Source organism: Kocuria sp. HSID17590 (assembly GCF_003989485.1).
GTDB lineage: Bacteria > Actinomycetota > Actinomycetes > Actinomycetales > Micrococcaceae > Kocuria > Kocuria salsicia.
In genome coordinates, this window is sequence record NZ_RBMB01000022.1 from 36,169 (window position 1) to 61,158 (window position 24,990).

Genomic DNA, 24,990 nt, shown 5'->3' on the forward strand with positions numbered 1-24,990 from the left:
CAGCGCAAGAATCTGTCATGAGCAGAAGACACTGCGGCCGAAGCCGGGCACGACGTACAGGTGTCTGACCACCGCGGTCAAGGACAGCCGGGGCGAGGGGCCTGACAGAAATCAGGGCCGTCCCCGTTCAGCCCCGCCTCTACCCCCGGAACGCGCCCGCAAGGTTCCGCGCCCCGGAAGCCAGCAGGGCGACGTCGGCACCCACGTTCACGAAATCCGCTCCCGCAGCAAGGTAGTCCCGCGCCTGGTCCTGCGCGAACGCGTTGACGCCCACGAACTTCCCGGCGGCCTGCACCGCGGTGATCACGTGCTTCACGGCTGCGACGACGTCCGGGTGGGTCTGCTCCCCCAGCAGCCCCATGGAGGCGGCGAGGTCCGAGGGCCCGATGAACACGCCGTCGACCCCGTCCACCGCCGCGATCTGCTCAACGTTCCCCACGGCGGCGGCAGACTCCGCCTGCACCACCAGCGTGATGGTCTCCCGGGCCCGCGGCAGGTAGCCGGGGATCCCGCCCCAGCGCCCGGAACGGGCCAGCGCGGAACCCACGCCCCTCAGGCCCACCGAGGGGTAGGCCACGGAGCGCGCCGCAGCCTCGGCCTCCGCCACCGAGTCCACCATGGGCACGATCACCGACTGCGCACCGAGGTCCAGGTACTGCTTGATCACGACCTCGTCGTTGGCCGGCACCCGCACCACGGACAGCGTGGGGTACCCGGCGATCGCGCGCAGCTGCGCCTGGATGGACTCCAGGGACAGCGGCGAGTGCTCGCCGTCCACCAGGAGGTAGTCGAAGCCCGCACTCGCGCAGATCTCCGCGGCCGTGGGATCCCCCGAGGACAGGAAGATGCCCGTGACCGGGTCCTGCGGCGTGCGCGGCAGGGCGAAGAGATCCCTGAGGCTCGGCAGCACGCCGGGCAGGTTGGCGGCGTCCGGTGCGCGGAAGGTCTGGATCAGATCGTTCACTCGAAGCGACACGTGATGGCTCCCAGCTGTCCGTAGTCGGCGTGGACGGTGTCCCCGGGGTGCACCCACATGGGCTTGGTGAAGGACCCGGCGAGCACGATGCTCCCGGCCTCCAGCGCGTCCCCGTGCGCCGAGAGCTTGTTGGCCAGCCACACCACGCCGTTCGCCGGGTGGTTCAGCACCGCGGCGGCCACGCCGGTGTCCTCCAGCGTCTCGTTGCGGTACAGCAGCGCGGAGATCCAGCGCAGGTCCACGCTGTCCGGTGCCACCGGGTTGCCGCCGTAGACCATCCCGCCCAGCGCGGCGTTGTCCGAGATGGTGTCCACGATGGTGCGACCCTCCATCTGGATCCGTGAGCTGAGGATCTCCAGCGCCGGCACCACGTACTCGGTGGCCCGCAGCACGTCGAAGATGCTCACGTTGGGCCCGCGCAGCTCGTCCTTGAGCACGAACGCGAGCTCCACCTCGATCCGCACGTTCGAGTACTGCCCGTGCTCGATCACCGAACCGTTCTCGTGCACCTGGTCCGCGAAGATCGCCCCGTAGTCCGGCTCGGTGATCCCCGTGGCCTCCTGCATGACCTTGGACGTCAGCCCGATCTTGCGGCCCACCAGCCGCCGGCCGTTCTCCTGGGCCCGCCGGCGCCACTCGTTCTGCACCGCGTAGGAGTCCTCCACGGTCATCTCCGGGTGGCGCAGCGTGAGCCGCTCGATCATCGTGCGGTTCGCCTCCGCGGCGGCCAGTTCGTCCGCGATGGCCACCACGCGTTCCTGGTCAAGCATGTCCTTGCCTTTCGGTTGGTCCGTGCGCCGTGCCCGCAGGGGACGACGACGCCGCTGCGCCGGCGTCCCGACGCTCCGTCACCCGGGTGCCCCACAGGGCCGGGTGCCGCTCCCCGGAAAGGGTGCGAGCGGCGTCGTCGTCCGCTCGGCGTGAGCCGCACCCGCAGCCGCCGGGGCGTGCGGGCGCGGCTCACGCGCGGGAGGAGCGGGTCAGAGCTGGTGACCCATCTTGTACTCGCCCTTCTTCCAGTCCGGCATGGACTCCTCGCCCTCGGAGGGGCGGGTGTAGGAGAAGCCGTCCGCGCCGATGGTCACGGCGAGCTCGGAGTCGTCCGTGCGGGAGACGACCTCCTGCGGGTTGCCGTCCAGGTCCAGCACCAGGGACGCCTCCGTGTACCAGGAGGGGACCACGGGGGTGCCCCACCAGTCGCGGCGCTGGTTGTCGTGGACGTCCCACGTGACCACGGGGTTGTCCGGGTCACCGGTGTAGTAGTCCTGCGTGTAGATCTCCACGCGGTGCCCGTCCGGGTCCCGCAGGTACAGGTAGAACGCGTTGGACACGCCGTGGCGGCCGGGGCCGCGCTCGATCCGGTCCGACTGGCGCAGCGCACCGAGCTTGTCGCAGATGGCCAGGATGTTGTGCTTCTCGTGGGTCGCGAAGGCCACGTGGTGCATGCGGGGCCCGTCGCCGCCGGTCATGGCGGTGTCGTGCACGGTGGGCTTGCGGCGCATCCACGCGGCGTACACCGTGCCCTGCTCGTCCTGGATGTCCTCGGTCACGCGGAAACCCAGGTCCTGCATGAACTTGGTGGCGCGGGGCACGTCCGGGGTGACCTGGTTGAAGTGGTCCAGGCGCACCAGGGCGCCCGGGGTGTAGAGGTCGTAGCGCCACGCGAGGCGCTCCACGTGCTCCACGTCGTAGAAGAACTCGTACGGGAAGCCCAGCGGGTCCTCCACGCGCACCGACTCGCCGATGCCCTTGGTGAAGCCCTCCGCACGGCGCTCCACGCGGCAGCCGAGCTCCTCGTAGAAGGCCACGGCCTTGTCGAGGTCCTCGGGGGTGCGCACGCGGTAGGAGAACGCGGCCACGGCGGCCACGGGACCCTGGCGCAGCACCAGGTTGTGGTGGATGAACTCCTCGATCGAGCGCAGGTAGACGGCGTTCTCGTCCTCCTCCGTGACCGTGAGCCCCAGCACGTCCACGTAGAACTCGCGGGAGGCCGCGAGGTCCGTGACCACGAGCTCCATGTACGCGCAGCGCAGGATGTCCGGCGCGGGCACGGAGGGGGTCTTGATGGGGTTGTCGGTGGTGATCGGGGCTTCCTGCGAAACATAGAAGCCCGAGGACGTCATCGTCCGGTCAGCGGGATTCGTCATGGTGTGTCCTTCGTGGTGAGAGTGCCTCGTGATGACAGTGAAAGGGTCGTGGGGGTTCTGGCGCCGCCCGCCGCCGCGGACCGTGCGGCCCGCGGCGGCGGGAGCGGCGTGGGACCGGCGTGGGAGTGCTGCGGGGGCGGGGCTCAGCCGTCCGTCTTGGCGGCGGCGTCCTCCTGCTTGCCGAACACCGGGTTGTGCACCTCGCCCAGGTTGATGTGCACGGCCTGCTGGTCCGTGTAGAAGTCGATCGAGCGGTAGCCGCCCTCGTGGCCCAGCCCGGAGGCCTTCACACCGCCGAACGGGGTGCGCAGGTCGCGCACGTTGTTGGAGTTCAGCCACACCATGCCCGCCTCCACGTTCTGCGCGAAGTTGTGAGCACGCTTGAGGTCGCTGGTCCAGATGTAGGCCGCCAGGCCGTACTTGGTGTTGTTCGCGAGCTCCAGGGCCTCCTCGTCCGTGTCGAACGGGGTGATGGCCACCACCGGACCGAAGATCTCCTCCTGGAAGATCCGGGCGTCCGGCTTGACGTCCACGAACACCGTGGGCGCCACGTAGTTGCCGGTCTCGAAGCCCTCGGGGCGGCCGCCACCGGCCACCAGCCGGGCCTCCTGCTTGCCGATCTCCACGTAGGACATGACCTTCTCGTAGTGCTCCGGGTGCACCAGGGCGCCCACCTCGGTGGACGGGTCCGAGGGCAGACCCACCTTCACCCGCTTGGCCTGCGCGGCGTAGCGCTCCACGAACTCGTCGTAGATCCCGCGCTGCACCAGGATGCGCGAGCCCGCGGTGCAGCGCTCGCCGTTGAGGGAGAACACGCCGAAGACCGTGGCGTTGATCGCGGCCTCCAGGTCCGCGTCCTCGAAGACCACGGCCGGGGACTTGCCGCCCAGCTCCATGGACAGGCCCTTGAGGTACGGGGCGGCGTTGCCGAAGATGATCTGGCCCGTGCGGGACTCGCCCGTGAAGGAGATCAGGGGCACGTCCGGGTGCTTGACCAGGGAGTCACCGGCGTAGCCCTCCTCGCCGAAGCCGTTGACCAGGTTGAACACACCGGCGGGCACGCCGGCCTCCTCGAAGATCCCCGGCCACAGGGAGGCGGAGAGCGGGGTGAACTCCGCGGGCTTGAGCACCACGCAGTTGCCGGTGGCCAGGGCGGGGCCCAGCTTCCAGGACTCGAGCATGAACGGGGTGTTCCACGGGGTGATCAGACCGGCCACGCCAATGGGCTTGCGATTCACGTAGTTCACCTGGCGCCCGGGGACCTTGTAGGCGTCGTCGGTCTGGGCGACGATCAGGTCCGCGAAGAAGCGGAAGTTCTCCGCCGCGCGACGCGCCTGGCCCAGGGCCTGGGTGATGGGCAGCCCGGAGTCGTAGGACTCCATGGCGGCCAGCTGGTCACCGCGGGACTCCACGATGTCCGCGATCTTGTGCAGGATCCGGGAGCGCTCACGCGGGAGCATCTTGGGCCAGGGGCCCTCCTCGAACGCCTTCTTGGCGGCGGCCACGGCGGCCTCGATGTCCGCCTTCTTGCCGGAGGCGGCCGTGATGTAGGGCTCGTTGGTCACGGGGTTGAGCACGTCGAACGTGTCCCCGTCGATCGAGTCCACCCACTCGCCGCCGATGTAGTGGCGGATGGACTCGGGAAGGTTCTCGGGCTTGGTGTCCTGCAGAGCGGCCATGGGATGACTCCTCGTATCAGTGGATTCGGTGGGTTGTCTCACGCGGTGCGCCGCTGCGCCGCACCACGGTCCTCGCGGCTGCTGAGGTAGCTGGCAAGGGTCGCGGCGCGGTGCTGGCGGACGGCACGCTCCACGGCGTCCGCCGGGGCGTGGGTCTCGATGAGGTGGAGGATGTGGTGGTGCTCGTTCACCGAGGCACGGGCGCGCTCCGGGACGAACGAGAACGTGGAGGTCCGCAGGTGGTTGAGGCGTTCCCACTCCACCGTGACCAGGTCGTTGAGGCGCTCGTTGGGGCACCGGCACGCGAGCACGCGGTGGAACTCGTGGTTGGTCTCCGTGAACGTCTGCGGGTCGAAGTTCTTCAGCGAGGCCTCCATGGAGGCGTTGAGCTCCCGCGCGTGGGCGAGGTCCTCGGCGGTGATGTGCGCCGCGGACAGTGCGGTGGCCGCGCCCTCCAGCACCGCGAGGGTCTCCATGCTGTAGGTGTACTGCTCGCCGTTGACCATGGACACCCGTGCGCCCACGTTGCGCTCGAACGTCACCAGGCCCTCGGCCTCGAGCCGCCGGATGGCCTCGCGCACCGGCACCACGGACATGCTCAGCGTCTCGGCGATGCTCGCGAGCACCAGGCGGTAGCCCGGGGAGAACGCCTGGGACATGATCTGGGCCTTGATCCAGTCGTACGCGCGCTGCGCCTTGGAGGGTGCGGCGTTCGCGGTCAGGGGCATGTGGTCCTCGGTTCGGTTCGGGGGGTCTCGGGGGTCAGGCGCGGGTCACTCGGAGGGCAGCGGGTTCTCGGCGAGCCACTGCTGGAACTTCTGCTTCCACTCGCCGGTGGGCGGGAACAGCCCGTCCACCGGGTGCCCCTCTGCCACGCGTTCGGCCACCCAGGCGTCCTCGTGCTCCTTGGCCAGGGCGTCCTGGGCCACCTCCTCGGCGAGCTCGCGCGGGATCACGACGACGCCGTCGTCGTCCCCCACGACCACGTCACCCGGGAGCACCGTGACGTTGCCGCAGGCCACGGCCACGTCCGACTCCCACGGCACGTGCCGCCGGCCGAGCACGGCCGGGTTGGGGCCCTTGCAGAACACGGGCAGCCCGATCTCCTGCACCGCGGCGTAGTCCCGCACGCCGCCGTCCGTGACCACACCGGCCGCGCCGTTGTGGCGGGCGCGCAGCGCGAGGACGTCACCGAGGGTCGCGGAACCAGTCTCCCCGCGCGCCTCGATCACGATCACCTCGCCCTCGCCCACGGCGTCGAACGCTCGTTTCTGGGCGTTGTAGCCACCGCCGTGGGCCTTGAAGAGGTCCTCGCGGTTGGGCACGAAGCGCAGGGTCTTGGCGGTGCCCACCAGCTTGGTGCCGGGGGTCTGCGGGAAGACGTCCGCGACCACCACGTTGTTCAGCCCGCGCTTGCGCAGCTGGGCGGAGAGCCCCGCGGTGGGGGCCTTGTCGAGTTTCGCGCGCAGGGCGGGGCTCAGCGCGTGCTCCGCCCCCTGTTCGGGCAGGCCCGCGGACTCGCGCGAGCCCCACGCCTCCTCGCGCTGGGTGTCGTTCACGGCGGGCATCGCACCCAGGCCCTCGTCGAAGCGCTCTTGGCCCTCGGTCACGCGGCTGAGCAGGCGGCCGGACGACGGCGCTCCGGCCGCGGTCGGCGCGTCCACCTCCACCTCCACGACGTCCCCGGGCTGCGCGACGGAGGAACCGGCGGGGGTGCCCGTGAGGATCACGTCCCCCTCCTCCAGGGTCACGTGCTGGGAGAGGTCCGCCACGAACTGGGCGAGCGGGAAGATCATGTTCTCGGGGGCCGTGTTGTCCTCCTGGACCACCTGGCCGTTGAGCCACGTGCGCACGCGCAGCTGCTCCGGCGAGACCTCGCGGGCGTCGATGAGCGAGGGTCCCAGGGAGGTGTAGCCGTCCCGGCCCTTGTTGCGCAGGTTGGAGCCCTTGTCCGCGGCGCGCAGGTCGTAGAGGCCCCAGTCGTTCGCGGCTGTGACCGCCGCCACATGGTTCCAGGCGTCCTCGAGGGACACGTTGCGGGCGGGCGAGCCGATCACCAGGGCAATCTCCCCCTCGAAGGCCAGCAGCTCGGTCCCGGCGGGGCGCTCCACGGCGGCACCGGACCCGGCCAGGGAGCTCGCGGGCTTGAGGAAGTAGGAAGGCACCGCGGGCTTGCGGCCGCGCTGGGCGGCGCGGGACTCGTAGGCCACGTGCACGGCGATGATCTTGCCGGGCCGCACCGGGACGGGCTGCACCTCACCGGCTCCGACGGACGGGTTCTGAGCGTTCTGCGGGTTCTCGGTCACGGCGAGGGCCTCCTCGGATCATCAGAATGTTATTCGAAATCGTATATTATCCCGAGGGGGTGGGCAAGTGGCCCCGCTCACACCATTGTGCGCGGGGAAGCCAGGAAAGTCCCGCAGGCAAACCCTCGTGGACCCCGAGCGCTGCGACAAGCATCCACCGTTCTCCCCGGTGGGGCCCGCGAGACCAGGGTCGACGCGCCGCGGAACCCGGTCGGAAGCCGGCCCCTCCGAGGATGAGGACGGAGCGGCGTCGTGCCGGGCGCCGTGACCCCTGTTACCCCGGCCACACATCGTATATGATCTGGATTACACCCTGAACTCCATTGACTCCCCGCGGAGTGAGCAACGTGGCTCCTCCCGGGCAGGGCCTGCCGGCCCACCCCATCGCAGAACGCAGGAGAAGGCATGCTCTTTCACCAGAACGGATACGTCTCCGAGGATCCCCGGATCGAGGAGGCGCGCGGTCACGGGATCGACCGCCCGGAGGACCTCCCGGACACCATGGACGTGCTCATCGTGGGCTCCGGCCCGGCCGGTGTGATCGCCGCGGCCCAGCTGTCCCAGTACCCGGAGGTGAGCACCCGGCTGATCGAGCGCCGCCCGGGCCGCCTGGAGATCGGCCAGGCGGACGGCATCCAGGCCCGCAGCGTGGAGACCTTCCAGTCTTTCGGCTTCGCCCAGGAGATCATCCAGGAGGCGTTCATGCTCCGCGAGATGTGCTTCTGGAACCCGGACCCCACCAACCCGCAGAACATCGTGCGCACGGGCCGCCCCGCGGACGACCCCCACGGCGTCTCCGAGTTCCCGCACATGATCGTGAACCAGGCGCGCGTGATGGACTACTTCCTGCGCTCCGCCAGGCGCGGCCCCGGGAAGATCGAGCCGGACTACGGCATCGAGTTCGTGGGCCTGGAGATCAACCAGGACCACGAGCATCCCGTAGCCGTGACCGTGCGCTACGCCGCCGGACCCCGCGAGGGCGAAGAGCGCACCGTGCGCGCCAAGTACGTGTTCGGCTGCGACGGCGCGGCCTCACGGGTGCGCAAGTCCATCGGCCGCAAGCTCGAGGGCCAGGGCGCCAACCACGCGTGGGGCGTCATGGACGTGCTGGCCAACACCGACTTCCCGGACATCCGCACCAAGTGCGCGATCAACTCCGTGAGCGGCTCCATCCTGCTGATCCCCCGCGAGGGCGGCCTGCTGTTCCGCATGTACGTGGACCTGGGCGAGGTGCCCGAGGACGACAACCACGAGATCCGCAAGACCCCCGTGGAGGAGGTCATCCGCCGGGCCAACCAGATCATCCACCCCTTCAGCGTGGACGTGAAGTCCGTGGCGTGGTCCTCCGTGTACGAGGTGGGCCACCGCCTCACGGACCACTTCGACGACGTCGACACCGAGGACCGCGGCACCCGCTGCCCCCGCGTGTTCATTGCCGGGGACGCCTGCCACACCCACTCCGCGAAGGCCGGCCAGGGCATGAACGTGTCCATGCAGGACGGCTGGAACCTGGGCTGGAAGCTCGGCGCGGTGCTCTCGGGCCGCGCGGACGCCTCCCTCCTGGACACCTACTCCGAGGAGCGGCAGGTGATCGCCAAGAACCTCATCGACTTCGACCGCGAGTGGTCCACGCTCATGGCCACACCGCAGGACAAGCTCCCGGACCCCAAGTACCTGGAGGAGTTCTACGTGAAGACGGCCGAGTTCCCGGCCGGGTTCATGACCGAGTACCAGCCCTCGCTGATCGTGGCGGGCACCGAGCACCAGGACCTCGCCAAGGGCTTCCCGGTGGGCAAGCGTTTCAAGTCCGCCGAGGTCCAGCGCGTGTGCGACGCCATGGTGGTGCACCAGGGCCACGAGGCCACCGCGGACGGGCGCTGGCGCATCCACGTGTACGCCGACGCCGCCGTGGCCGGGGCGGACTCCCCCACCACCGCGTTCGCGCAGTGGCTGCACAACGACCCCACCTCCCCGCTCGTGGCGTTCCGCCGCGAGGGCGACGGCGAGGCCACCCTGTTCGACGTGGACGTCACCTACCAGCAGCCCTACGACCAGGTGGACATCAACGCCGTCCCGCGCGCCTTCAAGCCGCAGGTGGGCCCGTTCGAGCTGAACTACTGGGAGCGCGTGTGCGCCGCGATCCCCGGCAACGACATCTTCGAGCAGCGCACCATCAGCCGTGACGGCGCCGTGGTGGTGGTCCGCCCGGACCACTACGTGGCCGCAGTCCTGCCGCTGGACGCCACCGCCGAGCTCGCGGAGTTCTTCAGCGGGTTCCTCCGCAGGGACTGAGACCCGGACACGACGCCGCCGCGCCCTCCCCAGGGAGGGCGCGGCGGCGTCGTGCGTGGCGGGTGGCCCGTCAGCGGGAGATGACCACGCTGGCCTCCGAGGTGTTGACCCGGAAGGTCAGGGTCTCGCGCAGGTAGAGCTCCACGGTCTCCGCGGTGTGGGACGTGTACCCGATCGCGGCGTCCTGGCCCAGGTGCAGCTCGTAGTCGCCACCGCGCGCGGAGACCAGCAGTGCGTCGTCGAGCGCGGGGGCCCAGATGATCAAGCCCTCACCCAGGATGCGGGAGACGTGCTCGTGCACGGGGTAGCCGTGGTCGGTGGTCTCCGTGACCTCGGTGTAGAGCTCCGCCGGCAGCAGCAGGTTGTAGGGACCCGCCACCCCCGCAAGGCGCAGCTCGGTCTTGGCCTTGGCCACGGCGTTGGGGAACTCGCGCACGTCCTGGGGCAGGCTCAGCCGCTCGTTGTCACTGGCCGGGGCGATGCCCTGGATCCCGGTGGAGTCCGAGCCGTAGAACACCGTGCGGTCCTCGGCGGACGCGAGCGCCACGGCGGCGTCCTTGACGGGCTGCCAGTCCGGGTCCGCCGCGCCGCGCTCCACGTCGTCGATGTCAGAGCGCTTGAGCGTGAACGGCGCGCGCAGCTCCACCACGCGCACCACGTGGCGCTGCAGGGCCTCCACGCCGGGGGTGTCCGCGGCCACGCGGCTCACGTGCCCCGTGCCCAGGGCGGAGAACTCGGCGCCGGCCGGTTCCGGCATGTCCACCGTGCGGCGGGCCGCGGCACGGGCCGCGAAGGTTCGGCGGGCCTCGTCGCCCATGTCCGCCCAGGCGGCGGAGGAGATCGGTGCGAGGTCCCGGTGCAGGTTGTTCATGCTCAACTCCTTGACTCGGTGTTCTTGAGGCTGCCGATACCCAGCGAGCCGTCGGCGGGGGCGGCAACTGGGGCGGTGCCGTCGTTCGGGGTGGTCTCCGCGGTGGCCGAGGGGCGGGCCGCGACGGTGGAGGGGTCGTCCAGGAAGGAGCGCGGCGGCGCGAAGAACAGCCCGCCCGTCATGGCCGTGGAGAAGTCCAGGATGCGGTCGTAGGTGCCCGGCGGGTCCCCCACCACCATGTTCTCCAGCATGGTCTCGGTGACCGCGGGGTCCGCGGCGTAGCCGATGAAGTACGTGCCGAACTCGGCGGAACCCACCCGACCGAAGGGCATGTTGTCGCGCACGATCTCGCGCTTGCGGCCGTCCACGGGGTCGAGGTCGTTGAGGGCCACGTGCGAGTTGGCGGGCTTCTGCGCGTCGGACATCTCGATGTCCTCGAGCTTGGAGCGCCCGATCACCCGCTCCTGCTCACCCACGGACAGCGCCTCCCACGCGGTCATGTCGTGCAGGTACTTCTGCACCAGCACGTAGCTGCCGCCGCGGTAGTCGGGGTCCTCGTCCCCCACCAGGGCGGCGGTGCAGGCGTCCTCGCCCTCCGGGTTGGCGGTGCCGTCCACGAAGCCCAGCAGGTCCCGCTCCTCGAAGAACTTGAAGCCGTGCACCTCGTCCTCCACGTGCACGTGCGGGCCCAGGCGCGTCATGAGGTGCTTGGCCAGCTCGAAGCACACGTCCTGCGTGCCCGCCCGCAGGTGGATGAGCAGGTCGCCGGGGGTCGCCGGTGCGGAGTGCACGTCCCCGTGGAACTCGCGGAACGGGTGGAGGTCCCTGGGAAGGGGCGCATCGAAGAGCCGCCCCCAGGCGTCGTGGCCCACGCCCACCACGCACAGCAGGTTGCTGGTGGGCACGCGGAAAGAGACGGCCTTGGTGAGGTCCGAGACCTCCGTGAGCACGTCCGCCACCTCGGCCTCGGCGCCCTCGTTGACGGTGAGGACCAGGAACAGGGCCGCTTTGGCCGGTGAGGCCACGATCTTCTGGGTGGGCATGGTGTCTCCGTGGGTGGGGGCTGCCGTCTCAGGCCTGTGCGTCCACACTATCCCCCGGGGTTGCTCAGTGCATGGCCCCGAAGTCGATGCACAGCACGCCCCCCACGATCAGCGCGAGCCCCAGGCACATGAGCCAGGTGAGCGGTTCCTTGAAGAACACGCGGCTGATGACGGCTGTGATCGCCACTCCCATGGCGGACCAGATCCCGTACGCCACACCCAGCGGGACACCATGGCTCAGCACCACGGCCAGAAGCCAGAACGCCAGGACGTAGCCCACGGTGGCACCCACCCACCAGACCTTCCGGCCCGCACTGGCCAGGCGGAGGGACACGGTGCCGACGACCTCGCACAGGATGGCCGAGGCCAGGGACAGAGCGGCGAGGGCGGTCATCGGATCTCCTTCGTGGTGAGGGTGTTCTGCTTCTTGAGGGCCAGCTGGGAGCCGAGCTCCACCGTGAGGACACCGGCGATCACCAGCACGATGCCCAGACCTATGACCGGGGTGATGGGCTCGTTGAAGATCACCAGGGACAGCACGGCCGTGGCGGCCACCCCGGTGGCACCCCAGATCCCGTACCCCACGCCCAGACTCATGCCGTTGCGCAGGGCCGCGAACAGCCCCACGAACGCCCCGAGGTATCCCAGCACCACGATCACGTGGAACTGTGGTGCGTCCATGGCGGCCTTGAGCGAGAGCGAGCCGGAGACCTCCAGCACAATCGCGGCCACCAGGTACAGCCACTTCTTCATCGGCCCACTTCCTTCTCGATCAGCTCCAGCGCGACGCCTGCCACCGCCGAGCGGCGGGAGGCGTCCAGGTCCAGCAGTCCCAGTGAGCGGTCGATCCACGCCCCGTCCGCCATCAGCCGGGCGGCCACGAGGGCCGGTGCGTCCAGCTCCCCGAACCACGAGGACATCCGCGCGGACCACAGTGCCGCGAGCTTCTCCCGCAGGCGCAGGTCCGCCACGAGGGCCACGTCCGCGACGTCCATCTCCCCCAGCAGGGTGAGCTCCACGTAGGCGCGCAGTCGGTCCACGGGTTCCGTCCGGTCCCCGGCGCGGGCCGCGAGCTCCTCCTCCCAGCCGTCCAGGAGGTGCTCCGTGACGGCCACGGTGAGGGTCTCCTTGGTGGGGAAGTGGTGCACCACCCCCGGTTTGGTGATGCCGACGGCACGGGCCACGGCATCGATGGTGAGGGTGCCCCCGGAGCGCAGCACCTCCAGCGCGCTGTCCAGGATCTCGGTCTTGGTTGTCACAGCGGTGAGCCTACCATACGTATGGTAGGTAAAAGTTCACGCGGCGTTCAGTCAGGTCAGATGGCGCAGACGGTCGATCGGCGTGTGCTGAGACCCGTTCACAGCCCCCGGAACAGCTCCACGACCTCCGCCGCCCTGGTCTCCCGGCAGGCCGCCGCGCCCGTGCCCGCCCACAGGTTCAGCCCCTCGGGGTCCGAGGACGACGCCGCCCGCAGCGGTGCGGTCATGTAGTGCACCTGGGGGTAGCCGGTCACCTCGTGCGCCGCCATCCGGTCCGTGAAGCCGTTGCGCAGCGCTCGGGCCGCCCGCCCGGAGAACGCGCGGGTCACCACGGTCTCCGTGTGGGTGCCGCCCAGCAGGGCCTCCCGGTGAGCGGGCTTGGTGCCGGCCTCCACCGCGGTGAGGAACAGCGTGCCCACCTGCACGGCCGCAGCACCCCGCGCGAGGAGGGCGGCGGCGTCGTCCCGGCCCGCGATCCCGCCCGCGGCGACGAGGGGAAGGTCGGTCAGCTCCCGTGCGGCGTCGAGGAGAGCGGCCGTGGTGATCTCCTCCGGCTGCCCTGCCTGCCCGTGGGTTGCGCGGTGCCCTCCCGCCTCGAGGCCCTGCACCACGATTGCGTCCGGGCGCAGCCGGGCCGCTGCCGCCACCTCCTCCGCAGACGTCGCGTTGAGCACGACGGCGCTGCCCGCGTTCCTCAACCGGGCGACGTCGTCCGCGGTGGGCAGGCCGAACGTGAACGAGACGAGTGGGACGGGGTGGGCCGTGAGGTGCGCGAGTTTCGCGGGGTACTCGTCGTCCACGTACTCGCCCGGCTCCGGGGCGGGCACGCCCAGCTCGGCGGCCACCGGCGCCAGGGCGCGGGCGTAGGCGGCGAGCGCCGCGGGGTCCGACGGGTCCTGCTCGGGGACGAACAGGTTCACGCCGAAGCGGTCCGTGTGCGCCGCAACCTCGCGGACCTCCTCCGCCATCGCCTCAGTGCTCTTGTACCCGGCGGCGAGCATGCCCAGCCCGCCGGCGCGCGCAACGGCCACCACGAGCGCGGGCGTGGACGGCCCGCCCGCCATGGGCGCCTGCACCACGGGCACGGGCAGGATGGTCAGGGGGTTGGTCATGGCGTCTCCTTACACTGGCAGGCGTGTCCGCATCCCATGATCCCCGCCAGGCCCCCGTTCCGTCCTCCTCCCCCTCCGGGAACGACGACGCCGCCCGCCCCGTCATCAAGGTCACCGGCGTGGTCCTGCGCCGCGCCTCGGACGGCTGCGTGCTGACCGTGCGCAAGCGCGGGACCAGCATGTTCATGTTCCCCGGCGGGAAACCGGAGGCGGGCGAGACCCCCGAGGAGACCGGGATCCGCGAGGTGCGCGAGGAACTGGGGATCGAACTGCCCCCGGCGGACCTCGTGCCGGTGGGCGAGTGGCACAGCGACGCCGCCAACGAACCCGGTCACGGGCTGCACAGCCACGTGTTCATGAGCACCGTGGCGCTGACGCAGACCCCGGTGCCGGCCGCGGAGATCGAGGAGCTGCGGTGGCAGCCCCTGGACGGTGTGGAGGACGTGCCGGATCTGGCGCCCCTGGCCCGCTGGTACGCGCTGCCGACGGTGCGGGGGACGCAGAGCTAGCTGATCCCCGGGGTGGCCCGGGTCGCGTGCGCACGCGAGATCTGGTCCGAGTTCTCCAGCATCCGCACGCGAGCCTTGCGGTTCACGATCTGAATGGCCGTGCCGACCGTGGCAAACACGGCGGTGTATGCCACGTAATACCACCCGAACTGGAGGTCCGGAACGATCATGGTGAGGAGTGCCGCGAACCCCAGGAAGACGAAGAAGTAGAGCAGCCACGTCATAACCGTCCGCCACGCTGTGTGGGGATAGTACGGATCCGCCCTCAGGATCTCCTGCCGCCGGGGCTGGGACTCGCCCGAGTCGCCCACTGGTGCGCCTTTCGCGGACCTCCGTCCGCCATGGCGTGCCTCGAAGGCGTTCGGTTCGCTCGTGGGCATTGCCGTCTCACCTGCTCCGGTTGCTGCACCTGGAATCTCCCGGTCTCCCACCGTTTCAGACCGGGCGGGCCCGGGCAATGACCGTTCGGCCACTTTCCCCCGCCGTGCGACCGGGGTGAGACGACGCATGGGGCCGGCCGTGCGGCGTCGTCGGCTGGACGGCGCCAGCGGCTTCGGAAGCGGCGCGCGAGAGTCGATCAGGCCGCGGGCGTATCGTCCCGCCGCGCCGCCCGGCGGACCTGCAGCGCGCCCAGGAAGCCGAGCAGGATGAACCCGGTGGCGATCACGAGAGCCCACTGGGTGGCGTGCATGAAGCCGGTGGAGAGGGCGTCGATCACGTGCTGCGTCTCCGGCCCGAGGGGGTGCTGCTCCGCCTGCGCCTGCAGCTGCGGGATCACGCCGCCCGCGGACTGGCGGGTAGTCTCCGCGAGCTGGTCCGCCTGGGCGGCGTCGAGCCCGGTGGCGTCCAGGGCGGCGGGCAGGGTGAGGCTCATGGACACGGACAGCGCCGCGCCCGCGAACGCCGTGCCCAGCGCCGAGCCGATCTGGCGGACGGTGCTCTGCGTCGCGGAGGCCTGCCCCGACGACGCCACGGGCACGTCCCGCAGCACGGTGCCGGTCAGCTGCGCGGACGCGAGCCCGAGGCCCACGCCGTAGACCACGAGTGGCAGCGCCACGAGCCACGCGGCGGTGCCCGGGCCCATGACCAGGGCGAGCACCACCACGCCCACCACCTCGAGCCCCAGGCCGATCAGCACGGTCCCGGGCGCCCCGAACTTCGCGGCGAGGTGCCGGGCGGACGCACCCGAGATGAACGCGCCGATGGCCATGGCCGCGAGCACCAGCCCGGACTGCATGATGTTCAGGCCCAGCACGTTGGTGAGGTACAGGGGCAGCACGAAGATGATCGCGAACTCGCCCACGGCCACCATGGCGGCGGCCAGGTTGCCCCACGAGAACGTGCGCACCTGGAAGAGACCGAGGTCCAGCAGCGCCGAGCGGCGCACCTTCGCGCGGTGGCGCTCCCACACCACGAACAGGGCGAGCGCCACGAACCCCACCACCAGCGCGCTCGCCACGATGGACACCGGCGCCGTGGCGGGCCACACCCACCCGAAGATCGAGAAGTCCGCCGTGGGGGTGAGCCAGCCTATGGCCGGGCCCTCGATGATCGCGAACACCAGCGCGCCGAACGCAATGGCGCTGAGTATGGCACCGTCCACGTCCGCACCGCGTTCGCGCACGTCGCTGCGGGTGTTGGTGATGCTGCTCCACCCCACCACCGCGATGATCGCTGCGAGCGGCAGGTTCACCAGGAAGATCCAGTGCCACGACGCCCAGTGGGTCAGCGCGCCGCCCACCAGCGGGCCGATCGCCGCCGCGCCGGACATCACCGCGCCCCACACGCCGAACGCCGGGCCGCGGTACTTCCCGCGGAACAGCGCGTTCACCGTGGACAGCGTGGACGGCATGATGAACGCCGCGCCGAGCGCCTGCACCGCGCGGGACGCGATGAGCGCCCCCGCCGTGCCGGACAGGGCCGCCAGCAGACTGCCCCCGGCGAAGACCACGAGCCCCACCATGAACATGGTCTTGCGTCCCCAGCGGTCCGCGAGCTTGCCCGTGGACAGCAGCAGCGCCGCGAGCAGCACCGCGTAGAGGCTGTTGACCCACTGCGCGTCCGTGAGGTTCAGCCCCAGGTCCTGGATGATCGCGGGCAGGGCGACCCCCACGATCGTGCCGTCCAGCACGATCATCCCGAGCCCGGCGGCGAGCGCCCCGAGGGCCACCCAGTCCCTGCGGCTCGGGGCGTCCGCGGTGGCGACGCCACTGGGGTGCGTGTCCGTCGCTGGTGTCGATGCCATGCTCACGCCCTCCGCAGGGGGTCCGCTCCCACCCTGGCCCCGGCCGGTGGCCGGCTGGGACGGGCGAGTGTTCTCGCGGGAAGACTATCCGCTCACCGTGTGAACGTGCAGAGACCGGTGGCGGACGTCGTGATCGTCGTGTGCCTACCGCTCACGGGAGGCGGGACGTCAGGTCCGGCGCATGACCGTGGCGGAGTCCACGGTGACGTCGCCGGGACCGGGTGCGGCGGCGTCGTCGTCCGTGAGGCCCGGGAGGGTGACGTCCCAGAACGGGGTGGGCCCCGCGATCCCCAGCTCCTGGCGCGGCACGGCGTGGGTGTCCTGGGTGGGATCGTCCACGGGGGCGCGCAGCAGGGTGGCGGTGGCCCAGCCGTGGGTGAGGAGGTAGTGGTCGCTCTCGGGTTCCTCCGGACCGGTCTCCGCGCTGTAGGTCACCGCGATGTGCTTCTCGTCCCCGCGCCCGATCTGCGCCTGGACCGCGCCGAAGCTCGCGAGCCGGGCGGGCTTGAGCCCGCGCAGCCGATCCGGGGACACGTCCGGGACGTTGACGTTGAGAATCCACTCGTCGAACGGGCGCTGCTCCCAGCGCTCCAGGGCGTAGCGGGTAACCAGCAGGGCCGTGTCCCAGTGCTGGGGGGCACCGGAGGTGATGGACACCGCGATCCCCGGAATCCCGTGGGACGCGCCCGTGAGCACCGCACCCACGGTGCCCGAGTGCAGGGTGGCCTTGCCCGTGTTCGCCCCCAGGTTCACGCCGGAGAGGATCATGTCCGGGCGCTGCCCGAAGGCGCCGTAGGAGGCCAGGAACGCGATCAGCGCGGGGGCGGCCTTCACCCCCACGCATTCCACGTCCTCGGGCATCTCCGGCGGGCTGGCGGGGACCAGGGCGATCTTCCCGTCGACCTCCTCGCCGGACAGGGACGCGCTGGCACCCGAGTACTCCTCCGCCGGCGCCGCCACCTTCACGGTGTGCCCCCGCTCCAGCGCCGCCCTCGCCAGGACCGCCAGCCCCGGGGACGAGATGCCGTCGTCGTTGGTCACCAGGATGTGCATGTCCACCATCGTGGCACGCGTCACGCACCCGGGCCAGGGCTCAGGAGATCCGGCGCACCGTGATCTGACGGGCGAACTTCTCGACGGTGGTGCGGTTGCCCGTGCCCAGTCCGCGCCGGGCCACGTTGAGCGCCCCGGCAGAGGCACCGAGCGCCACGGCGTCCACCAGGTCCAGCCCGCGCGCCAGCCCCACGGAGATCCCGGCGGTCATCGAGTCCCCGGCCCCGCGGTGGTCCAGCGGCGTGATGGACGGCGCGCAGACCTCCCGCACGGAGTCCTGCTCCACGAGCAGCGCCGGGTCCTTGGCGCGCGAGACGACGACGGCGCCCGCGCCCCGCTCCACGAGCGCCCGCCCGGCATCCACGAGGGACTCGGGGGTGTCGTCCGAGCCGAGGTCCAGGTCCCGGACCTCCTCGTGGCTGATCTTGAGCACGTCCACGTGCGCGGCCACCGCGGCCAGGGCCGGGGCGCCGCTGAGGTCCGCGACCACGGTGGTCCCGGCGTCCCGGGTGTCCCGGATGAGACGTCCGAAGAAGGAGGCCGGCACCACGTCCCCGGGCTCCGCGCCCGTGACCGTGAGGACGTCCGAGGCCAGGGCGTCCACGAACGCCGTGCCGTAGAGATCGTCCAGCTCGTGGCGGGAGAGCTCTGGCGGCGGCATGTGGGCCACGGTCTCCCGGTCCTCCCCGCGCAGGTCGTACACGTAGCCGCCGTTGCCGTACCCGTAGCGCACGGCGTTGACCTGCATGCCGAGCCCGTCCAGCATGGAACGGATCAGGGTGCCCAGCTCACCGCCGAACGGCCCGTTCACCGAGACGTCCGCGCCCAGGGAACCGGCCATGCGGGCCACCCACAGCCCCTGCCCGCCCGGGTGCATGTGCACGTCCGACTCGTGGGCGCTGCGGTTGCGGTACGCGGCGGGCTCCGTGATCTCCGTGATCAGCAGCGGGGTGGGCACCAGGACGGAGAGGCGCGGTGCGGCGCCGGAACGGGTATCGGTCACGCACGAAAGCTACCGCACGCGGTCCCTGGTGAACAGCACACCGAGGTGCCACCATGGTGGGATGAATTCCACCGCACCGGTCCGCATCGTGGAGGGCCAGGCCGCCAGCGAGCACACCCTGGCGGCCCTGGGCGCGTACTTCAGCGAGCTCGACCACCGCATCGACGGCGGGTTCGACCCCGAGCTCACCGAGGTGACCGGCCCCGAGGACGTCACCCCGCCCCACGGGGACTTCTTCCTGATGACCGACCTGGTCACGGGCGAGGTGATCGCGTGCGGCGCGGTCCGCAGGATCGACGACGACCGGGTAGAGCTGCGCCGGATCTGGGTGGCGCCGGAGCACCGCGGCCGGGGCCACGCCCGCACCCTGGTCCGGGCGCTCGAGAACAAGGTGCGCTCCTTCGGCGCCAGCACCGCGGTGGTCTCCCTGAACCCCGAGATGACCGAGGGCATCGCGATGTTCCGCAACCGCGGCTACGAACCGGTGGAGTCCTTCCACCGGGACACCACCGCTTCGGTGTTCCTGGGGCGGGTGCTCTAGGGCGGAGGTGGCCCGTGTGGCCGCTCAAGGGCGTGACGTCCGACCCGGGGGTGGCCATAGTGGGACTCGCGAGGAGCACCAGCTCCGAGAAGTAGGCCAGGCAGTCATCCGCACCGTTCGACGAGCCTGGCTCGCGCTTATAACAGGTCAGGTCAGCTCCACCACGTCAGCCACCAGCGGAGCGGCCAATCCCGTCCAGCGGCCACGCTTCTGGTAGCACCACGCCACGGCATCGGACACCCAGAGCAGTGTCTCTTCGTGCGCCCTGGGAAAGTCGTAGCGCGGTCGGTTCTCGGAGGACTGGAGCGCCTGCCCGATGATCTTCTTGTCGTGGGCATACGAAGACTCGTCCTTTTCCACGCTCAAGTGGTCCGCGCCGCTGGCCGCAGCATCTCGCGCGAGGGCCCCCAGACACAGCGGCCTGGCTTCCTTGTCTCTGAGCCCTCGCGCCACGTACACGTTCACCACGGTGTCGAGGGCGGAGAACTCCTTCAGCAGCTTCTTGCGGCGGTCATCGCGTTCATCGGTGAAATGGATCCTCTTCGGACCAGGCAGCGCCAAGGACCGAACAGCCTTTCGGGCGCGGTTCACGTCTCCGGCGGCAACCGCACTTGCCGCCACGTAGTAGCCGCCCACTTTGGACTCATCAACAAAGACGTGGGAGTAGAGCTCGTACCGGGCCCTTCGTGAAGCGTACTGCGGGGCGCGACACCGATGACTGCCGAGAAAACCCTTGGTTCGAGCTGAGGGGAGATGGTCCCGATGCACGGGAACCGGAGTTCACGCTTCGCGTCACCTCAGTCCCGCGCCTCCCGCGTCCTCTTGTCGTTCGCCTTCCCGATGGCCTCCACCAGCTCGTCCTTGGTCATGCCCGAACGGCCCTGGACGTCCAGCTCCTGGGCGATCTCGTAGAGGTGCTCCTTGGAGGCGTTCGCGTCCACGCCGCCGGCGGTGTCCTCCTCGTTGGACCCACCCTTTTCCGCGCTGGCGTCCGACGGGCCGTTCTCCTCCTTGGGCTCCCAGTGGCCCCCCACCTTCTCGTGGGTGTGCTTCACCGCGGCCCACGCCGTGCGGGCCGCGCGGGACTCCTCCTGGTACTCCTCCTGTGCGGAGTCGTACGCCTGCGCGAACGTGTCCTGCGCCTTCTCGTCGGAGCGGCGCAGCGTGGACGGAATCTCGTCCTGCCGCGCGCGGCCGTTCTTCTTCGCCTTCGGCACGGTGTCCTCCTGCTGTCGGGGATGTCTCCGGTGCTTCGATTCTAGGAACGACGACGCCGCCCGCCCCACCCTTTCGGGCCCGTCACCTCCCGAGACGGCCGGGCGAGGGTCCGTGGAAGCACCGCCGCTCGCCTTGAGCATGGTCCGCTCAAGATAGGTGCCGGAACCCTTGGCACTCTGCTGTACCGAGTGCTATATTCTTCGTAGTTGAGTCAGTGGGACTCAAGAAACGTGACAGCGCCGGATCCGGACACCAGCGGCCGAGCGCTCCACGGAGGTCACGCACACGGAAGGAATGACTGTCATGGCTACTTTCGATCCGTTCACCGAGGTCCAGAACTTCGCCAACCAGGTCCTCTCCACCCGCAACGGCCTGGAGCAGATGCCCATGGACCTGTTCCGCCGGGGCTCCAACTACTACCTCGCCGCAGACCTCCCGGGCATCGACCCCACCAGCGTGGACGTGGACGTGGACGGCCAGCTGCTGACCATCCGCGCGCAGCGCCGCCTGCCCTCCGCGGAGAAGGACACCAAGTGGATCGTGCGCGAGCGCCGCAACCACTCCTTCGTCCGCCAGCTGAACCTGGGCCAGGGCATCGACACGGAGAACATCACCGCCGCGTACGACAACGGCGTGCTCACCGTGACCATCCCCGTGTCCCCTAAGTCCCAGCCGCGCAAGATCCAGGTGGCCACGGGCCAGAACCAGGACAGCGTGGTGCTGGAGAACGGCCAGCAGGAGCAGAAGACCGAGTCCTCCGAGGACTCGGAGAGCTGAGCGCCCCGGCATCACCCGGGATGCACTGAGTGAGCCACGAGGGCCCGCGGGATCTCCCGCGGGCCCTCGTGCATGCCCGACGGGGATTCCACGCACGGGGCCCCGTAGCGTCCGCCCCACCGCGTGAGGAGCCGCCGACGCGGCGTCGCGATGTCCGGTCCTCCTCCGGGACCGCCCGCGACGGCGCGCGCGGCGTCGCCCATGCTGTGCGGCGGTGCGCGGTGGTGCGCGGCTCAGCCCGCGAAGAAGAACCGGGTGAGGTGGAAGAACACCGGTGCCGCGAAGATCAGGGAGTCCATCCGGTCCAGGATCCCGCCGTGACCCGGGATGAGGGCGCCGAAGTCCTTGATGCCGCGGTCCCGTTTGAGGCTGCTCATCACGAGCCCGCCCAGGAAGCCCAGCAGGCAGGAGACCAGGGCCAGCACCCCGGCCTGCCACGGGGTGAACGGGGTCAGCCACCACAGCGCGGCGCCCAGGGCCGTGGCGGAGAGGACCCCGCCCACGAAGCCCTCCCACGTCTTGTTGGGACTCACGGTGGGCGCGATCCGGTGCCGGCCCATGGTCTTGCCCCAGAGGTACTGCAGGACGTCCGAGCCCTGCACCACCACCGCGAGGAACAGCAGCAGTGCCCCCGCCTCCACGCCACCAGACCCCACGGCGGAACCGTCCGCCGCGGCCTTGCCGTGATGGATGGCCACGGGCAGCTGCAGCACGGCCGGGAGGTAGCTCAGGGCGTAGACGCACACCATGAGACCCCACTGGCTCAGGGCGGCCCGGTGCAGGAAGGACTCCGTGCGCCCGGACAGCGCGAGCAGCACGGGCAGGAACAGGAACGCGTACACCGGGATGAAGATGGCGAACATCCCGTACCAGTGCTCCCACACGAACCAGAAGTGCAGCGGGGCCAGGACCACCAGGATCCACGTCAGCACCCGGTGGTCCCGCTCCCCGGGCGGCAGCAGGTTGGCGAACTCCCGCAGGGCCAGCAGGGACAGGGCGAGGAACAGCAGCACCACGGCGGTCTCCCCCAGCGCCAGGCTGCCCACGAGCACCGCCACCATGATCCACCACGCGAAGATCCGCTGCCGCACGTTCAGCAGCGTGGCTCGCAGCCCCTCCGACGCCGTGCGCCGGTACATCAGCTCCGCCACCACGGTGGCCAGCACCAGGAACCCCAGCAGTCCGGAGAGGAACCACCACGTGGGCCCGCCCAGCAGTCCGATCACCATGACGGCCTACCCCTTCTCCCGCAGTTCGCGCGCCACGGCCCGCAGCCGGGTGGCCACGGTCAGCGCGCACCCCAGCACCACGAGCACGAGCGTGACCCACAGGACGGTCCCGCGCGGCCACCCCCACCACGGCTCGGTGACGCTCAGCAGGATCCCTGCCATGAGCAGCCACATGCGCCGCTGCTTGGGCAGCACCCCGCCGAACTGCTGCGCGCACCCCGCGCTCACACCCAGGGTGCGCACGTAAGCGGTGAGCACCGCGAGGCTCCCAGCCAGCCACCCAAGGGCTGCACCGCCCGCTACGGACGACGCCGCCCAGCCGGCCCCCGCGAGCAGCGCCAGGTCCGAGATCCGGTCCGGCACCTCGTTGTAGAGCTCCCCCGTGGGGGTGCGAAGCCCGCCCTCCACGGCGAGCATCCCGTCGAACATGTTGCACAGCAGACGCAGGGGGATGCAGAGCGCGGCGAGGACGAGAGAGAGGGCGCGGGCGGCATCGTCCGCGTGGACCGAGACCACCAGGCACCCGCAGCCCACCAGGGAGACGAGCACCGAGGCCACCGAGATGTGGTTGGGGCGCAGGCCCGCGCGCTGCAGGGCACCCGCGATGGCGGTGGCCCACCCGGCGGAACGCTGCGGGATGGGCCTGCGCAGGGGATCGGTGGTGGCCATGCGGCGTCTCCTCGGGCCGTGGGGACTGTGGATCTGCGCCAACAGTGGCACACCCGCGGGCCCGTGGTGGTTGGATGTCCACAACCGCGCCACCTCGATCCCACCGGGAGACCACCGTGCACAGCAGCACCTTTGAAGAGCCCGCACCACCTTGGCCCTCGCGCCAGGCACGGCTGACCTGCGGAGACGGGCCGCGCGCCGTCCCGGGAGCCGCCGTGACGCACCGTGCGCGCCCCCGGAGCGGAGGAGCACGGTGAGCGCGCTGCGTGACCACGCCGTAGCCGGGCTGTGGGGGTTCGCCGAGGCCACTGCGTTCTTCGTGGTCCCGGACGTGTGGCTCTCCGCGGTCGCCCTCCGGAACCTGCCCCGCGGGCTCACGGGCGCGGCGTCGGCCACCGCGGGCGCGCTGGTGGGCGGCGCCGTGGTGCACCGCTGGGGCGCGCGTGCCACCGGGGACGACTCCGCCAGGATGCTCGCCCGGATCCCCGCGGTCTCCCCCGCCATGGTCGAGCGCGTGGAGCGGGAGATGGCCGCGCGGGGGTTCACGGCCGTGCTCCTGGGCCCGCTGCGGGGCACCCCCTACAAGCTCTACGCCCGCACCGCCGGACTGCGCGGAGACCCGCTGCCCCGGTTCCTCGCGTGGTCCGTGCCCGCGCGGACCCCGCGCTTCGTGGTGGTCACGGCCGCGGTCGGCGGGATCTCCGCCCTGCACGGCCGGCTCTGGCCGCACGCCCCCGAGCGGGTGCGGTGGGCGATCTTCGGCACCGGATGGACCGCGTTCTACGCGTGGTACTTCCGCACGGTGGGCAGGGACTGAGAACGGGCCCCGGACACCGACCGCAACGGTCGGCACCCGGGGCCCGTCGAGCCGGCGCGAGGGACGCTCAGCGGCCCATCCAGCGCACCACGCGGTCGAGGTCCTCGGTGGCGCGCTCGGACCACACCATCAGCGCGTACACGTGGGGCCCGCCCTCGCACACCACGGTGGTGGTGTCCACGCCTGCGCGGACCAGGTCCGTGACGAACTCCATGGTGTCCGGGTAGAGCATGTCCCGGTCCCCCTGCAGCACGAACGTGCGCGGCAGCCCGTGGACGTCCCCGAACGCGGGGCTCACCGCGGGATCCGTGACCTCACGGGTGCCCGCCCACCAGCGGGCCGCGGCGCGCGGGCCCTCGGTGTCCAGCATGTGGTCCACAGAGCGGTACTGCTCGATCTCCGGGTTGCTCACGGTCGCGTCCACCCACGGGGAGATCAGGATCAGCCCGGCAGGCGCACCCATCCCCGCATCGCGCAGCCGCATGGCCTGAGCGACCGCCAGGCCGCCACCGGCCGAGTCGCCGGAGAGGAACACCCGCGGCCCGAGGCCGTGCGCCAGGTCCCACACGCCGTCGGCCAGGGCCAGCGCCTCGTCCACCGTGTGGTCCGGGGCGAGCCCGTAGCCCGGCACCACCACGGTGGCCCCGGTGCGCTGGATCAGCGCGTCGATCCACCGCCAGTGCGTGGTGGTCACGGGGTGCACGTACGCGCCGCCGTGCCAGTGGACCACCACGGGGGCGTCCGCGAGCGGGGTCCGTGGGCGGGCGACGACCACCGGCCGTCCGGCCACCATGACCTTCTGGAACTCCACGCGCCTGTGCATGGACCGGTGCGGTGCGGCCTCCTCACGGGGCCGGGCGAGGGAGGCCAGCAGCTTCTCCTCGGACTCCCACACGTTGGGCAGCACCCGCAGCCCCTGGTCGGTCACCCGCAGCGCGGGGTCCGCCGGGACCAGGACCACGTCCGGCGTCGGCTCCGCAACCTCCGCCAGGACCGGCTCGGCCGTCGCACGGGGTTCCGGGTCGGGGTCCGCGTCCTGCTCCACGGCGTCGTTCCCCGTGGGGGCCGCGGCGTGGCGGCCGTGCCGCTGAGCGCGGTGCCGCTCGGTCTCGGTGCGGGTGTCGGCCGCGGGCTCCTCGCCGCGCGGTGAGTCCGCGCCCGACGCCGCGTGGTGGGCTGCCGCGCCGACGGTCGCCGCAGCCACCGGGGCGGCTACGGCGGGTCCGGTGCGCTGCGCGGGGCGG

Annotated in this window: 26 protein-coding genes; 5 read left to right on the forward strand and 21 right to left on the reverse strand. The window is 71.0% G+C overall.

Annotation, left to right across the window (positions count from 1 at the left end):
• Positions 1 to 139: 139 nt before the first annotated feature.
• The 6 genes from D8M39_RS09105 to D8M39_RS09130 all read right to left on the reverse strand — a co-directional run bounded on the left by D8M39_RS09105 (position 140) and on the right by D8M39_RS09130 (position 7,108).
• Positions 140 to 964 (reverse strand): HpcH/HpaI aldolase/citrate lyase family protein, encoded by an 825-nt coding sequence (locus D8M39_RS09105; protein ID WP_371413776.1) that lies wholly within the window; start codon positions 962 to 964, stop codon positions 140 to 142.
• A complete protein-coding gene (gene hpaH, locus D8M39_RS09110) occupies positions 961 to 1,746 on the reverse strand; it encodes a 2-oxo-hept-4-ene-1,7-dioate hydratase (RefSeq protein ID WP_094393331.1) in 786 nt (261 codons plus the stop codon). The genes D8M39_RS09105 and hpaH overlap by 4 nt, the downstream gene beginning before the upstream one ends.
• 210 nt (positions 1,747 to 1,956) lie before the next feature.
• Positions 1,957 to 3,123, reverse strand: coding sequence for a 3,4-dihydroxyphenylacetate 2,3-dioxygenase (hpaD, locus tag D8M39_RS09115; protein WP_055083040.1), 1,167 nt, complete (start codon positions 3,121 to 3,123; stop codon positions 1,957 to 1,959).
• A gap of 143 nt (positions 3,124 to 3,266) precedes the next feature.
• Entirely contained in the window at positions 3,267 to 4,802 is a 1,536-nt protein-coding gene (hpaE, locus tag D8M39_RS09120) for a 5-carboxymethyl-2-hydroxymuconate semialdehyde dehydrogenase (RefSeq protein ID WP_094393330.1), read from the reverse strand.
• A gap of 38 nt (positions 4,803 to 4,840) precedes the next feature.
• The gene (locus D8M39_RS09125) at positions 4,841 to 5,530 is read right to left on the reverse strand and encodes a GntR family transcriptional regulator (protein WP_083482341.1); all 690 of its coding nucleotides are present in this window, start codon (positions 5,528 to 5,530) and stop codon (positions 4,841 to 4,843) included.
• 45 nt (positions 5,531 to 5,575) lie between these two features.
• Positions 5,576 to 7,108, reverse strand: coding sequence for a fumarylacetoacetate hydrolase family protein (locus tag D8M39_RS09130; RefSeq protein WP_126874865.1), 1,533 nt, complete (start codon positions 7,106 to 7,108; stop codon positions 5,576 to 5,578).
• 405 nt (positions 7,109 to 7,513) lie between these two features.
• Here D8M39_RS09130 and D8M39_RS09135 point away from each other — a divergent pair, with 405 nt between their 5' ends.
• Entirely contained in the window at positions 7,514 to 9,400 is a 1,887-nt protein-coding gene (locus tag D8M39_RS09135; protein WP_126874866.1) for an FAD-binding monooxygenase, read from the forward strand.
• 70 nt (positions 9,401 to 9,470) lie between these two features.
• Here the strand turns inward: D8M39_RS09135 and D8M39_RS09140 are convergent, their stop codons facing one another.
• From D8M39_RS09140 to D8M39_RS09165, 6 genes are all read right to left on the reverse strand, one after another.
• The gene (locus D8M39_RS09140) at positions 9,471 to 10,271 is read right to left on the reverse strand and encodes a family 1 encapsulin nanocompartment shell protein (protein WP_055083032.1); all 801 of its coding nucleotides are present in this window, start codon (positions 10,269 to 10,271) and stop codon (positions 9,471 to 9,473) included.
• Positions 10,272 to 10,273: 2 nt separating this feature from the next.
• Complete coding sequence (locus D8M39_RS09145) at positions 10,274 to 11,314, reverse strand: Dyp-type peroxidase (RefSeq protein ID WP_094393327.1); 1,041 nt, start codon at positions 11,312 to 11,314, stop codon at positions 10,274 to 10,276.
• A 64-nt stretch (positions 11,315 to 11,378) separates the two neighbouring features.
• Entirely contained in the window at positions 11,379 to 11,708 is a 330-nt protein-coding gene (locus tag D8M39_RS09150) for a multidrug efflux SMR transporter (protein ID WP_055081988.1), read from the reverse strand.
• Positions 11,705 to 12,067 carry a multidrug efflux SMR transporter gene (locus D8M39_RS09155; protein ID WP_055081987.1) on the reverse strand — a complete coding sequence of 121 codons (363 nt, stop codon included), beginning with the start codon at positions 12,065 to 12,067 and terminating at the stop codon, positions 11,705 to 11,707. Before D8M39_RS09155 ends, D8M39_RS09150 begins: the two co-directional genes overlap by 4 nt.
• Complete coding sequence (locus D8M39_RS09160; RefSeq protein ID WP_055081985.1) at positions 12,064 to 12,573, reverse strand: TetR/AcrR family transcriptional regulator; 510 nt, start codon at positions 12,571 to 12,573, stop codon at positions 12,064 to 12,066. Before D8M39_RS09160 ends, D8M39_RS09155 begins: the two co-directional genes overlap by 4 nt.
• Before the next feature lie 98 nt (positions 12,574 to 12,671).
• Positions 12,672 to 13,685, reverse strand: coding sequence for a nitronate monooxygenase family protein (locus D8M39_RS09165; protein ID WP_055081983.1), 1,014 nt, complete (start codon positions 13,683 to 13,685; stop codon positions 12,672 to 12,674).
• A gap of 23 nt (positions 13,686 to 13,708) precedes the next feature.
• On the opposite strand from D8M39_RS09165, the gene D8M39_RS09170 reads away from it, so the two are divergent.
• Complete coding sequence (locus D8M39_RS09170) at positions 13,709 to 14,194, forward strand: NUDIX domain-containing protein (RefSeq protein WP_126874867.1); 486 nt, start codon at positions 13,709 to 13,711, stop codon at positions 14,192 to 14,194.
• On the opposite strand, the gene D8M39_RS09175 is transcribed toward D8M39_RS09170, so the two are convergent.
• From D8M39_RS09175 to D8M39_RS09190, 4 genes are all read right to left on the reverse strand, one after another.
• Positions 14,191 to 14,418, reverse strand: a complete 228-nt coding sequence (locus D8M39_RS09175) for a hypothetical protein (RefSeq protein WP_232300215.1) — start codon at positions 14,416 to 14,418, stop codon at positions 14,191 to 14,193. The genes D8M39_RS09170 and D8M39_RS09175 overlap by 4 nt on opposite strands.
• 353 nt (positions 14,419 to 14,771) lie before the next feature.
• Positions 14,772 to 16,439, reverse strand: coding sequence for an MFS transporter (locus tag D8M39_RS09180; protein ID WP_126874868.1), 1,668 nt, complete (start codon positions 16,437 to 16,439; stop codon positions 14,772 to 14,774).
• Between the two features lie 168 nt (positions 16,440 to 16,607).
• Positions 16,608 to 17,492, reverse strand: a complete 885-nt coding sequence (gene surE / locus D8M39_RS09185; RefSeq protein ID WP_055082973.1) for a 5'/3'-nucleotidase SurE — start codon at positions 17,490 to 17,492, stop codon at positions 16,608 to 16,610.
• A gap of 40 nt (positions 17,493 to 17,532) precedes the next feature.
• Positions 17,533 to 18,495 carry a 1-phosphofructokinase family hexose kinase gene (locus D8M39_RS09190; RefSeq protein ID WP_012399287.1) on the reverse strand — a complete coding sequence of 321 codons (963 nt, stop codon included), beginning with the start codon at positions 18,493 to 18,495 and terminating at the stop codon, positions 17,533 to 17,535.
• A gap of 61 nt (positions 18,496 to 18,556) precedes the next feature.
• Between D8M39_RS09190 and D8M39_RS09195 the strand changes: the two genes are divergently transcribed.
• The gene (locus D8M39_RS09195; RefSeq protein ID WP_055082963.1) at positions 18,557 to 19,036 is read left to right on the forward strand and encodes a GNAT family N-acetyltransferase; all 480 of its coding nucleotides are present in this window, start codon (positions 18,557 to 18,559) and stop codon (positions 19,034 to 19,036) included.
• A 147-nt stretch (positions 19,037 to 19,183) separates the two neighbouring features.
• On the opposite strand, the gene D8M39_RS09200 is transcribed toward D8M39_RS09195, so the two are convergent.
• Together D8M39_RS09200 and D8M39_RS09205 are read right to left on the reverse strand one after the other, a co-directional pair.
• A complete protein-coding gene (locus D8M39_RS09200) occupies positions 19,184 to 19,672 on the reverse strand; it encodes a hypothetical protein (protein WP_055082961.1) in 489 nt (162 codons plus the stop codon).
• Between the two features lie 161 nt (positions 19,673 to 19,833).
• The gene (locus D8M39_RS09205; protein ID WP_055082959.1) at positions 19,834 to 20,253 is read right to left on the reverse strand and encodes a ChaB family protein; all 420 of its coding nucleotides are present in this window, start codon (positions 20,251 to 20,253) and stop codon (positions 19,834 to 19,836) included.
• Between the two features lie 304 nt (positions 20,254 to 20,557).
• On the opposite strand from D8M39_RS09205, the gene D8M39_RS09210 reads away from it, so the two are divergent.
• The gene (locus tag D8M39_RS09210; protein ID WP_041297440.1) at positions 20,558 to 21,031 is read left to right on the forward strand and encodes an Hsp20/alpha crystallin family protein; all 474 of its coding nucleotides are present in this window, start codon (positions 20,558 to 20,560) and stop codon (positions 21,029 to 21,031) included.
• A gap of 233 nt (positions 21,032 to 21,264) precedes the next feature.
• Here D8M39_RS09210 and D8M39_RS09215 read toward each other — a convergent pair whose 3' ends face one another.
• Together D8M39_RS09215 and D8M39_RS09220 are read right to left on the reverse strand one after the other, a co-directional pair.
• Complete coding sequence (locus tag D8M39_RS09215) at positions 21,265 to 22,260, reverse strand: phosphatidate cytidylyltransferase (protein WP_055082957.1); 996 nt, start codon at positions 22,258 to 22,260, stop codon at positions 21,265 to 21,267.
• A 6-nt stretch (positions 22,261 to 22,266) separates the two neighbouring features.
• Positions 22,267 to 22,929 carry a CDP-alcohol phosphatidyltransferase family protein gene (locus D8M39_RS09220; protein ID WP_055082955.1) on the reverse strand — a complete coding sequence of 221 codons (663 nt, stop codon included), beginning with the start codon at positions 22,927 to 22,929 and terminating at the stop codon, positions 22,267 to 22,269.
• A gap of 253 nt (positions 22,930 to 23,182) precedes the next feature.
• On the opposite strand from D8M39_RS09220, the gene D8M39_RS09225 reads away from it, so the two are divergent.
• Complete coding sequence (locus D8M39_RS09225) at positions 23,183 to 23,746, forward strand: hypothetical protein (protein WP_012399294.1); 564 nt, start codon at positions 23,183 to 23,185, stop codon at positions 23,744 to 23,746.
• Between the two features lie 67 nt (positions 23,747 to 23,813).
• Here D8M39_RS09225 and D8M39_RS09230 read toward each other — a convergent pair.
• The coding region (locus tag D8M39_RS09230) for an alpha/beta hydrolase (protein WP_126874869.1) at positions 23,814 to 24,990 on the reverse strand (1,177 nt) is incomplete at its 5' end.